8 protein-coding genes are annotated in these 11,622 nt (G+C 70.5%); 3 read left to right on the top strand and 5 right to left on the bottom strand.

Annotated elements, in window-relative coordinates:
• Positions 1-2: 2 nt before the first annotated feature.
• From AC3ERT_RS26555 to AC3ERT_RS26540, 4 genes are all read right to left on the bottom strand, one after another.
• Positions 3-842, bottom strand: coding sequence for an MlaE family ABC transporter permease (locus AC3ERT_RS26555; protein ID WP_335982688.1), 840 nt, complete (start codon positions 840-842; stop codon positions 3-5).
• A gap of 28 nt (positions 843-870) precedes the next feature.
• Entirely contained in the window at positions 871-1,857 is a 987-nt protein-coding gene (locus tag AC3ERT_RS26550) for an ABC transporter ATP-binding protein (RefSeq protein ID WP_335982685.1), read from the bottom strand.
• A 76-nt stretch (positions 1,858-1,933) separates the two neighbouring features.
• A complete protein-coding gene (locus tag AC3ERT_RS26545) occupies positions 1,934-3,682 on the bottom strand; it encodes a DUF6801 domain-containing protein (protein WP_435177201.1) in 1,749 nt (582 codons plus the stop codon).
• A 280-nt stretch (positions 3,683-3,962) separates the two neighbouring features.
• Positions 3,963-4,595, bottom strand: a complete 633-nt coding sequence (locus AC3ERT_RS26540; protein ID WP_435132940.1) for a hypothetical protein — start codon at positions 4,593-4,595, stop codon at positions 3,963-3,965.
• A 463-nt stretch (positions 4,596-5,058) separates the two neighbouring features.
• Here AC3ERT_RS26540 and AC3ERT_RS26535 point away from each other — a divergent pair, with 463 nt between their 5' ends.
• Positions 5,059-6,300 carry a PucR-like N-terminal domain-containing protein gene (locus tag AC3ERT_RS26535; protein WP_435177199.1) on the top strand — a complete coding sequence of 414 codons (1,242 nt, stop codon included), beginning with the start codon at positions 5,059-5,061 and terminating at the stop codon, positions 6,298-6,300.
• Between the two features lie 58 nt (positions 6,301-6,358).
• On the opposite strand, the gene AC3ERT_RS26530 is transcribed toward AC3ERT_RS26535, so the two are convergent.
• Entirely contained in the window at positions 6,359-8,692 is a 2,334-nt protein-coding gene (locus AC3ERT_RS26530) for a discoidin domain-containing protein (protein WP_435177197.1), read from the bottom strand.
• 170 nt (positions 8,693-8,862) lie between these two features.
• On the opposite strand from AC3ERT_RS26530, the gene AC3ERT_RS26525 reads away from it, so the two are divergent.
• Positions 8,863-9,855 (top strand): LacI family DNA-binding transcriptional regulator, encoded by a 993-nt coding sequence (locus AC3ERT_RS26525; RefSeq protein ID WP_335982672.1) that lies wholly within the window; start codon positions 8,863-8,865, stop codon positions 9,853-9,855.
• Positions 9,856-10,182: 327 nt separating this feature from the next.
• Positions 10,183-11,580: an ABC transporter substrate-binding protein gene (locus AC3ERT_RS26520; RefSeq protein WP_435132934.1), complete on the top strand. Its 1,398-nt coding sequence runs from the start codon at positions 10,183-10,185 to the stop codon at positions 11,578-11,580.
• The last annotated feature ends 42 nt before the right edge of the window (positions 11,581-11,622 follow it).

Here is an 11,622-nt window from a genome sequence, read left to right as displayed (position 1 = left end):
GCTCAGGCTCCCTTCTGCGGCACGAGCTGGAGGTAGATCGCGGTGAGCACCACGTTCACCACGAACAGCAGCAGGAAGGTGATGACCACGGACTGGTTGACCGCGTCGCCGACGCCCTTGGGGCCGCCCTTGGGGTTCAGGCCGCGGTAGGCGGCGACGATCCCGGCGATGAAGCCGAAGATCAGCGCCTTGATCTCGGAGATGTACAGGTCCGGCAGCTGGGCCAGCGCGGAGAAGCTGGACAGGTACGCGCCGGGGGTGCCGTGCTGCACGATCACGTTGAAGAAGTAGCCGCCGGCGGTGCCGACCACCGAGACCAGGCCGTTGAGCAGCAGCGCGACGAGCATCGTGGCCAGCACCCGCGGCACGATCAGCCGCTGCACCGGCGAGACGCCCATCACCTCCATCGCGTCCAGCTCCTCGCGGATCTTCCGCGAGCCGAGGTCCGCGCAGATCGCGCTGCCGCCCGCACCGGCGATCAGCAGTGCCACGATCAGCGGGCTGGCCTGCTGGATCACCGCCAGGACGCTCGCGCCGCCGGTGAAGGACTGCGCGCCCAACTGCTGGGCGAGCGAGCCGACCTGGAGCGCGATCACCGCGCCGAACGGGATCGACACCAGGGCCGCGGGCAGGATCGTCACGCTCGCCACGAACCAGAACTGCTCGATCAGCTCGCGGACCTGGAAGGGCCGCCGGAAGGTGTCCCTGATGGTGGTCGCGCCGAGCGTCATCAGCTGCCCGGTCTGGCGCAGCGCCCCGGTGCCGGGGAAGGGGCGGCGCGGTACGGCGGGAGCGGGTGCGGGCGGGCGCGGCGCCGGCCCCGGCACCGGCGGCGCGCTCACGCGGTCACCCCCGCGGCGGGGCCGGTCCTCATGCGTGCTCCTCCTGTACGGGGGCGGCGACCGGGGCGAGACCGGCCTTCATCGCCGCGCGGGCGGCCGGCGGCAGGTCGTCCCACATCGCCAGCACCCGCGCCCGGCGGCGCTGCACGGCCGCGCGCGGCGGCAGTCCGGGGCTCGGTTCGAGCTGGGGTGCGATCCGGCGCGGCAGTTCGTCGACCGCGGTGAGCTGTTCGCGGGCGAGGGTGGCCTCGTCCTTCTCCTCGGCCATCCCGATCGGGCCTTCCTTGCGGCCGCCGAGGAACTGCCGTACGACCGGCTCGTCGCTGGTGAGCAGCAGTTCGCGCGGGCCGAAGGTGACCAGGCGGCGCCGGAAGAGCATCCCCATGTTGTCCGGCACCGTCGCGGCGATGTCGAGGTTGTGGGTGACGATCAGCATGGTGGCGTCGATCTGCGCGTTGAGGTCGATCAGCTGCTGCGAGATGTAGGAGGTGCGCACCGGGTCGAGCCCGGAGTCCGGTTCGTCGCACAGGATGATCTGCGGGTCCAGCACCAGCGCGCGGGCCAGCCCGGCGCGTTTGCGCATGCCGCCGGAGATCTCGCCGGGCAGCTTCCGCTCGGAGCCGATCAGGCCCACCATGTCCATCCGCTCCATGACGATGCGGCGGATCTCCGACTCCTTCTTGCGGGTGTGCTCCCGCAGCGGGAAGGCGATGTTGTCGAAGAGGTTCATCGAGCCGAACAGCGCGCCGTCCTGGAACATCAGGCCGAAGAGCTTGCGGGTCTCGTAGATGTCCCGCTCCTTGCCGCCGACCATGTCGACGCCGTTCACCAGCACCCGGCCGCGCTCGGGTTTGAGCAGGCCGATCACGGACTTCAGGAAGACGGTCTTGCCGGTGCCGGAGGGCCCGAGCATCACGCTGACCTCGCCGGCCGGCAGAGTGAGCGTCACGTCCTCCCAGACGGTCTGTTTGCCGAAGGACTTCGTCAGACCCTCGACGGTCACTTCGATTCCCATTGCACCTCCCGGGGGTGGTTGCGGTGGACGGACGGGTGGGGGACGTGAGTACGGTCGAACTCCGTGCGGCGGGCCGTCACTTGGTGGACCCGGCGCGGACGGGGAGCTGGGGCAGCGGGATGTCGGGCTCGTCGCAGTTCTCGGGTGTGGTGCCGTCCATCGAGCACAGCGGCGCCTGGACGAAGTTGAGGGTGTTGCCGGGTCCCGACAGGGACGCGGTGAAGAGCGAGTTCAGGTTGTCGCCGTCGGGCGTGACACAGCCGGTGAACGGGGGGATGACCAGGTTGTCGTCCACGAGCGGGCCACCCGATGCGATCGTGTAGTCCGGTCTGCCGTCGTCCCCGGGCAGTCCCTCGTCCTGGCGTCCGGTGAGGACGACGTTCAACGGCTTGGTGGTGTGGCAGCCGGCTCCGAGGTGCATGGACACGCCGTTGACCTTCACGTTGCTGATCCGCAGATCCTGGTACCCGCCGACGACCGTGATCTGGGGAATTCCCTGCGACGGGTACCCGGAGCTGACCACGGTCATCGGGCCATCGGCGGCGAAGTCGACGTCGGCGGTGATGGGGACGAACCCGAAACTGAGGAACGTCGAATGGGAGGAGGGAAGTTCGATCCCGAGAAGGGAGTCGACCTCGTAGTAGTTCTCGCTCGTGTTGAGAGCCAGCCTGCGGTTCGAATTGAGGGTCGCCAACCCGGGCTTCCCACGAGGGTCGTTGACGATCATCGCGCCGCTGAGCTTGTTGACGTTGGAGAAGCCGGTGAAGTAACCGCACAGGATCACATCCGGATAGACGAACCCTGCGGGGGGCAGCACGATGGCGCCGGCCGGCGGAACCGGCAGCCGGCTCGGGTCCAGCTCGCCCTTCGGCGCCGCGCCGCAGGACGTCACGCCCGAGCGCGGCGGGGTGTCGAGCGGGACGATGGTGCTGCGGGTGCCGTCGGCCGGACTGCCGGCGGACGGGGAGGACGACGCCGAACCGGACGGCGTACCGGCTGTTCCCGTGGGGCTGGTCGGAGCGCCGGTGCCGGATGTCGGGTCGCCGGTGCCGGGCACGGTGACCGTCGCGAGCGTGATGTCCTGGCCGGCCTTGGCCGCGCACAGGCCGGTGATGTCGGTGAGCGCGCCGGAGCCGGCGCCGTCGGCGGGGTCGGCGGCGGTCGTGCTCCCGGAGCCGTCGGCCGCGGTGGCGGCGGCGGTGTCCGCGGAGGTACCGCTGCTGTCGGAACCCGCCCCGCTCGTACCGGAGCCGTCGCCGGTGGACGGGTCCGGCGTGGGCGTGGCCGGGTCGGTGGGGGTGCTGGTCGCGGCCTGCGGGTGCAGCGTCAGGTCCAGGTCGCCGGCGGCGAAGACCAGGTCTCCCCCGGCGGTCACCGACACGCCGGGCACCTTGCCGGTGAAGACCAGGTCCAGGTCGCCGCTGCCCGCCACCGTGGTGGGCTGCGCGGTCAGGTCCGGCCAGACCGCCACGGTGCGCGAGGTGCCCTGCGTGACGTTGGCCTTCATGTCGGCGCTGCCGCCGAGGGTGTCGGCTTCGGCCGGGACCAGCGCGGTGACCGCGGCCCGCGGGATGCCCACGGTGAGCGTCAGGTCGCCCGGCTGGATCGGTTTGCCGACCACCCCGTTCGACGGGTAGGTCTGCTTGATGCCGACGCTGATGTCCTGCGGGTCCTGGCCCGCGCCGAACTGGCAGGTGTACGCGAGTGACACCCCGTCGGCCGCGCCGGTCGCCGCGGAGTCGGTGCCCGGCAGCAGCCCGGCCAGGAGCGCGGCTGCCGCGACGCCCGCGAGCTGCACCACTCGACGCGGACGCGGTCGGCTCACGCGCACGGCACCCCTCATTTCCGAACTCCTTTTCCAGCCCTGGCGGCAGGACATTACGTGTGGGTAATAAGGCCGGACAAGTGATCGAACACCCGGAGATCCGGCCAATTTCCGGAACCGGGGATTCTTGTCACCCCGTGACAAACCCCAACCGGAACTTTGTCCTCCAGTGAGTGCCCCCTCCTGGCGCAGGGACCCCGGCCTCGTGGCGCGGGCCGGGGTCCCTGGTGGTGCGGGTGGGCGGGGGTGTGGCGATCCGCCCGTCAGGAGATCTGCCGGGTCACGGCGAGGTGATCTGGAGGGTGGTCGGCGAGACGGTGTAGTCGCCGGAGTACGTGGTGGCGTCACCGGAGTTGATCAGGCCGAGGCAGGTGCCCGACACGTTGTACGCGTGCAGGTTGCCGGTGCCCAGCACCTTCAGGTCGTGCGTGGAGTTGGTGTAGGTGACGTCCAGCGTGGCCGGCGTGGTGGCGCTGGCGCCGGCGAAGGTGGCCGTGCAGCCGAGGCCGCTGATGTGCGCCTCGACACCGGTCAGGGTGCCGGTGGTGACGCCGCCGCTGTAGCTGACCGCGTTCAGCGACCACGGGAGGTTGTCGGCCGTGACGGTGAAGGTGATGCCCAGCGGGCCGGAGCAACTGGTCCACGCCACGGAGGCGATCGAGGCGATGCCGGTGCCGCTGGCACCGGTGGTGTTCGCCGCGGTGCCGGTCGCAGTGGACGTCTTGCAGGTGAGCGTGGTGCCGGTGGCGGTGTCCTTCAGGACGGTGTTGGTGGAGGTGCCGGTGAAGGCGCCGCCGCCGGTGACCGTCCACGTGCCGGCCGCGGAGGCCGGGCTGATGGCGAGGCCGAGGGCCGCGGCGAACGCGGCGCCGGTGACGACACCGCCCTTGACGAGAGGCGAGATCTTACGCACGGGCTGTTCCTTCCTGGGAGTTGACGTGCCTGATAAAACCGTCGTCCGCGCTGCTCGAAGCGCGAATTCGGTTGCGACTCACTACCTGGAACGTGGGGTACCGATTCCGGTCGGTTGCCCTTGCGGGGCAGGACGTTACGCACGGGTAACGAGACGGCGCAACAATCGGGCCGAAGAATCTCCACCGATCACTACCGGCCGGTATTTTTCTGTCACCGGGGCAACATCGCCGCCGGCGGCTTTGTAAAGGAGTGAGCACTTGCAGACCGCCGGCCCGCCCGTCGGCGTCCGCCGCGGCGCACCCCGCCGCCCCTGCGGTACGGTCGCCCCGCCGCTCCGGCCCGGGCCCGCGCGGCACCGGCCGACAACGTTTGCGTGTCCATGGGGCTGCGCTCCGTAGACGTTTGGTCTATCTTGCAGCGAGGTCACCGACGCGCGATGGGGCGCTGGGGAGGGGGCGGGGATGACCATCATGCGGCAGACCCCGGAGCACACCGAGTCGCCGGGGCCGATTCCGCGGGAGTTCGCCGCCATCATGCGCCCGGAACTGCCCAGCCTTTTAAAAGAGATGGCGGCTGAAATCGTCACCGCGATCCCCGAATACGGGCACCTCCTGGAGGGCCCGAACAGCCGGGTGATCAAAATCGGGATCGAGCAGAGCATCGCCACGTTCGTGGACCGGGTCGCCGCTCCCACCGCGACCACCTCGCTGCGCGACGACCTGTGCCGCCGGTTCGGCCGCTTCGAGGCGTACGAGGGCCGCAGCCTGGACAACCTCCAGGCCGCGTACCGGATCGGCTGCCAGGTGGCGCTGCGCCGGGTGCGCACGGTCGGGCGCCGCTACAACCTCTCCGCGTCCTTCATGCTCACCTTCGCCGACGCGCTCTTCGCCTACATGGGCGACCTGGCGGAGCTCTCCCGCGAGGGATACGTGCAGGCGCTCGCGGAGTTGGGCGAGGAACCGGACAACCGGCGGCGCCGGCTGCTGCGGCGGATACTCGGCGGCACCGCGGTGGCGCGCAGCGCGCTGGCCGAACTCGCCGAGCACGCCGCGTGGCCGCTGCCGGAGGAGGTCACGATGGTGGCCGTCGCCCCCGGCACCCGGCCGGCCCGGACCGCGCTCGACCGCGACGTGCTCCAGGACTTCGCCGACCCCGAGCCGCACTTACTCGTGCCGGGGGCGTTCAGCGAGGAGCGGCGCGCCTCGCTGGCCGCCGCGCTCGGCGGCTGCCGGGCCGCGGTCGGACTGACCACGGGGCTCGGTGAGGCCGCCGACTCGCTGCGCTGGGCCCGGCACACCCTCGCACTGGCCGGCTCCGGAGTGGTCGGAGGCAGCGCCGCCGACGGGGCGGACGACGCGCTGGTCCTCAGCGAGGACCACCTGCTGCCGCTGTGGCTGCTGGGCGACCCGGCGCTGGCCGACCAGATGGCCCGGAAGTACCTCGCGCCGCTGGTCGGGCTGACCCCGGCGCAGCGCACCCGGCTGATCGACACCCTGCGGATCTGGCTGACCACCCGGGGCACCGCGGGCCAGGTCGCCGACCAGTTGGGCGTCCACCCGCAGACGGTCCGCTACCGCCTGCGCATCCTGGACCGCGCGTTCGGCGACCAACTCGCGCACCCGGACGACCGGTTCGCGACGGAGATCGCGCTGCGCGCCCTGCACCTGCGCCGCCACGGCGAGGACGGCACCGCGCCGGCGTAGCGCGGGACGCCCCTCGTCCCGGCGTGCGGTACGCGGAACAAGGGGCGCCCGGGAGGGGTCAGGAGGCGTACGCCTCCAGTTCCGAGAGCTGGCCCGCCGGCCAGCCGGTGTTCGCGGTGAAGGTGAGCCGCAGGTAGCGGGTGGCGGCCGAACTGAGCGTGACCGTCGCGGTGTTGCCCGAGGACGGGTCGAACGTGTAGTCGGCGGCGCCCTTGAGCGTGGTGAACGTCGAGCCGTCAGTGGACCCGAGCACGGAGAGGGTCTGGGTGCGGGTGGCCCACGCGGTGGCCGGCGGCAGCTTCAGCACCAGCCGCCCGAGGGTCCGGGTGGCACCGAGGTCCACGGTCAGCGACTGCGGGAAGGCGTTGTCGGTGCTCTCCCAGTACGTACTGGCGTCGCCGTCCACCGCGTTGGACGCCGTGTAGACGTCCGCGTGCCCGGTGTCGGTGGCCGGCCGGCCCTGGGCGAGGTTGCCGTCGGAGGGCGGGGTGGTGCCCCCGGTGGAACCGCCGTCCGTCGAGCCGCTCGTCGAACCGCTCGTCGAACCGCCGTCCGTCGAGCCGCTCGTCGTACCTCCGCTGCTGTCGCCCCCGCCCGGCTGCGGCCAGGTGGTGCAGTCGCCCCAGGTGCCGGACCAACCGCTGTTGCCCGAGCCCTGGTTGACGGTGAAGGGCGTCAGGTCCGCCGGGTACGGGCAGTCGTAGACGCCGGTGGCGCCGGTGCCGGTGGCCGTGACATCGCTGAACGTCGCCGACCCGGGTGTCTCCGCCTGCACCACCACGGTGCCGGTGTTCGTCGCGGTCGCGCCGTCCACGGTCACACCGCTGACGTCGTAGCCGTGGCCGCCGCCGGAGACGAACTCGAAGTCGCTGTAGGGGCTGTCGACGAAGGTGGTGCCGGAGATCCGCACGTCCACGGACGTGATCGCCGAGTCGTAGGAGTCGACCCGCAGCGCCCCCATCGGGTGGCCCCAGTTGGGGTTCAGCGCGCCGGTGCGGATGAGGGTGTTCCCGGAGACCGTGACCTTGCCCGAGAGCGGGTTGAAGGGCTGGAGGAACGCCTGGTTGGAGATGGCCAGGCCGCTGCCGAGGGCGTTGGTGTCGGCGATGACGTTGTCGGACACGGTGTTGTCCGAACCGCCGTAGATCGCGATGCCGTTGGCGAGGTTGGGCTGCACGATGGTGTTGCCGGTGAAGGTGTTGCCGGTGTCCGGCGAGCCCAGCGACCACATGGCGAGCGAGTCGTCGCCCTGGTTGCGCAGGAAGTTGTTTTTGACGGTGACGCCCTGCGCGCTGCCGTCGAGGTTGAGCCCGTCGGCGGTGGTGCCGATGATCCGGCTGTCCTCGACCGTGAGGTTGTCGTTGTCGCCGGTCAGCCACAGGCCGCACTTCTCGCGCTGCACCCACATCCCGGAGACCACGGAGTTCGGGCCGAGGCTGCCGGTGACGAAGTTGTCGGGCGAGCTGTCGTTGCGGGTGCTGACGTCGCCGAACACCGCGAAGTCGTAGAGCTTGGTGTTGCCGGTCGCGGACGTCTGGTCGATGAAGTGCGAACTGTGCACCACGGAGTACCAGTTGCCCGCGCCGCGCAGCGTGACGTCGTCGACCGGGAGCTGCGAGGTGACCTTGAAGTCGCCGGCGGGTATCCACACCTCCTTGCCGGCGGCCTTGGCGTCGGTGATCGCCTGGCGGAACGCCTGGGTGGAGTCGCCGCTGCCGCTGGGGTCGGCGCCCTCGTCGACGACCGACACCGAGTCCGCCGGCTGGGCGGCGGCCGCCGCGACCTGCTCGAAGTCGGCGACGTCGATGGTGGCGGTGCCGGTGTCGCCGGAGTCGATCTGGAGCTTGACCGTGTCGCCGGCGGCGAGGTTCTGGCCGAGTTGCAGCCGGGAGTCGTCGAAGAAGTGATGGGTTTTGGAGCCGGCGATGTTGCCGGTGTCCACGTAGCTGTACTGCGAGGTGACGGCGAGTTTCCGGCTCAGCTCGGTGCCGTCGACGTAGACCGAGAGGGTGCCGGAGGCGCCCTGCGGCAGGTTGTAAGCGACGTCGACGGCGTTCGCGGCCTTGGTGAGGGTGAACTCGACGTACTGGCCCTGGCCGAGGGTGACCGCCTGGCGGCCGGACGCCTCGGAGGCGACGGTGCCCTGGGTGTAGTCGGGGCCGATCACGGTGCCGTCGGTGTGCGCGGCTTCGGCCTCGTACTCCGTGAACGGCACCGAGGCGCCGCCGGCGGCGTCGAACGGGGAGACGGCCGATGCCTTGGCGGCGGGGCCGGCGGCGGTGGGGGCCGCCGAGGCGGCGGCGGTGGCGGTCAGGGCGATGAGTCCGCCCGCGGCCACTGCCGCCGCGGTGGCCGCGGCCAGCACGAGCGAGGAGCGACGTCTGGTGTCCATGGGGTGGGGGGCTTCCCTTCTGACGGGAGTCGCTGACGTGACGCACACCCTAGGGATGCCGAACACGTCACAGCAAGATGTCGATTGGATTTCGCAAGATTTGGATAGCTTGCAGAGATCTCGCAAATACCCTGCAAGAAACTTGCGGTAGCTGTACTAGAATCGACGCCATGACACGACGACTTGCCGAGGTGGCAAAGAAGGTCGGGGTGAGCGAGGCCACGGTCAGCCGCGTGCTGAACGGGAAGCCGGGCGTCTCCGATGCGACCCGGGCCGCGGTCCTCACCGCCCTTGACGTGCTCGGATACGAACGGCCCACCCAGCTGCGCGGCGAACGCGCCCGACTGGTCGGCATGGTCATGCCCGAGTTGCAGAACCCGATCTTCCCCGCGTTCGCCGAGGTGGTCGGCGGCGCGCTCGCCCAGCAGGGGTTCACCCCGGTGCTGTGCACGCAGACCGCCGGCGGCGTATCGGAAGCGGACTACGTGGAGTTGCTGCTCCAGCAGCACGTCTCCGGGGTGGTCTTCTTCGGCGGGCTCTACGCCCAGGCGGAGTCCCCGCACGACCACTACGCGCGCCTGGCCGAACGCAACCTGCCCACCGTGCTGATGAACGCCGCCATCGACCATCTCGACTTCCCCCGCGTCTCGTGCGACGACGCGGTGGCGGTCGAGCAGGCGATGAACCACCTCATCTCGCTCGGCCACCAGCGGATCGCGCTGGTGCTCGGCCCGCCGGACCACGTGCCCTCGCGCCGCAAACTGGCCGCCGCCCGCCGGGTGGACCCGTCGGTCACCGTGGAGCACGCGCTGTTCACGCTGGAGGGCGGGCAGGCCGCGGCGAGCCGGCTGCTGGCCCGCGGGAACACCGCGTTCATCTGCGCCTCCGACCTGCTCGCGCTCGGCACGATCCGGGCCGCCCGGCGCCGCCGGCTGTCCGTGCCCGGGGACGTCTCGGTGATCGGCTACGACGACTCCTCGCTGATGAACTGCACCGAGCCGCCGCTGACCACCGTGCGGCAGCCGATCGAGGCGATGGGGCGGGCCGCGGTGGACCTGCTCGCCGGGGAGATCAGCGGCGCCTCCGTCGACCACGACGAGCTGTTCTTCGAGCCGGAGTTGGTGGTCCGCGGCTCCACCGGCCCGGCCCGCGCCAACGCGTAGGCGCCGCCGAGGGACGTCCGCCACCCAGGGGCGCGGGAGACCGCGCGACCTGCCCGCCGCCATGCCGCGCCGGGCCGGCCGCGCGGTCTCCCGCGCCCCTGCGCGTTCCCCGCCCGCCAGGGCACCCCTGAGCGCCCTCTCCCTGCTGTGACCAAGTCGTGTCTTTGCGAAATTCGCGCGACATCTTGCGGACATCTATCGGGTTAAGTACGTTGAGCCAACCCGGGACGGCGGCGCACTCTCGCGCCGGACGCATGTGCCTCACGTGCCACGGGGGTCCCAGATCGCAGTCCAACGACGCGCAGTGGTTCAGGGGAAGGGCAGAACATGAGCAGAATCGGCTACCGCAGACTGGTGGCAGTCGCTCTGGTCGCGGGGATCGGGTTGACCGGTACCGCGTGTTCCAGCAGCAAGAAGGACGGCTCGGGCAGCACCAGCAGCGCCGACGCCGCGACCCCCTTGGACCCGAAGACCAAGGTGACCATCAGCGTCGACTGCGAGCCGCCGACCACGAAGAAGGCCGAGCGCCGGGAGTGGACCGACGACGTCGCGGCGTTCAACAAGATCTATCCGAACGTCACGATCAAGAGCAAGGACGCCTTCCCCTGCGAGGACCCGGCCAAGTTCACCGCCCAGCTCCAGGCCGGCACCCAGACGGACACGTTCTACTCGTACTACACCGACCTCGCGCAGGTGCTCGACGCCGGCCAGGCCGCCGACATCTCCGACTACGTCAACGCCAAGACGATCCCGAACCTGGCGAGCATCGACCCGAGCGTGCTGAACGTCCTCAAGGACGGCGGCAAGCTGTACGGGCTGCCCACCTCGAACTACAAGATGGGCCTGATCTACAACCGGAAGATCTTCCAGGAGGCCGGGCTCGACCCGAACAACCCGCCCACCACCTGGGACGAGATCCGCCAGGACGCCAAGGTGATCTCCGACAAGCTCGGCGGCAAGGGCATCACCGGCTACATGGACAACTCCGGCGGCAACCAGGGCGGTTGGCACCTGGTCTCGGAGATGAACGGCGTGGGCGTGCGCGCGGTCAGCGAGGACGGCACCAAGGCCGCCTTCGACACCGCCGCCACCAAGCAGGTGCTCCAGACGCTGCACGACATGCGCTGGACCGACAAGTCGATGCCGGCCGACCCCGGTGTGCAGTGGGGCGACGTCCAGAAGGCGATGGGCACCGGCAAGATCGGCATGTACGTCGGCGCGCCCGACGACGTGACGCTGGAGGTCCAGCAGTACCACGCCGACTACAAGGACCTGGGCATGGCCCCGATCCCCGGCGGCAAGATCGCGCTCATGGGCGGCAACGACTACATGTTCAAGAAGTCGGACAGCCCCGACCAGATCAAGGCGGGCATCGCCTGGATCAACTTCAAGTACCTGACGCTGGGCAAGGGCCAGTTCAACTACGCCCGCACCAAGGCGGACGGCCTGCCGGTCGGCCTGCCCGAGCCGTTCTTCTTCACCGGCTCGGCCAAGGACCAGGACAACCAGCTCAAGACCGCCAGCGCCACCATCCCGGTGGACAACTTCAAGGCGTACACCGGCGTCGACACCCCCGTGCTCGCCGAGCCGCCGAACGCGCAGAAGGTCTACACGGTGCTCGACACCGTGATGTCGGGCGTGCTGACCAACAAGGGCGCCGACATCGACAAGCTGCTCAAGACCGCGACCGACCAGGTCAACCAGCTGCTGGCCGCCAGCAGCTGACCGTACGCCCCGCGGGGCCGGTCCGGCGAACAACCCCCCAGG

It is taken from the genome of Actinacidiphila sp. bgisy145 (assembly GCF_057708125.1).
Note: the sequence above shows the minus strand (reverse complement) of the source record. Positions and strands in the feature narration are given on the sequence as shown.

What these genes read in the sequence shown, in the direction of transcription:
- AC3ERT_RS26550 (WP_335982685.1), bottom strand. Translation starts at nt 1,857, where the DNA reads ATGGGAATCGAAGTGACCGTCGAGGGTCTGACGAAGTCCTTCGGCAAA.
- AC3ERT_RS26535 (WP_435177199.1), top strand. Translation starts at nt 5,059, where the DNA reads ATGACCATCATGCGGCAGACCCCGGAGCACACCGAGTCGCCGGGGCCG.
- AC3ERT_RS26530 (WP_435177197.1), bottom strand. Translation starts at nt 8,692, where the DNA reads ATGGACACCAGACGTCGCTCCTCGCTCGTGCTGGCCGCGGCCACCGCG.
- AC3ERT_RS26525 (WP_335982672.1), top strand. Translation starts at nt 8,863, where the DNA reads ATGACACGACGACTTGCCGAGGTGGCAAAGAAGGTCGGGGTGAGCGAG.
- AC3ERT_RS26520 (WP_435132934.1), top strand. Translation starts at nt 10,183, where the DNA reads ATGAGCAGAATCGGCTACCGCAGACTGGTGGCAGTCGCTCTGGTCGCG.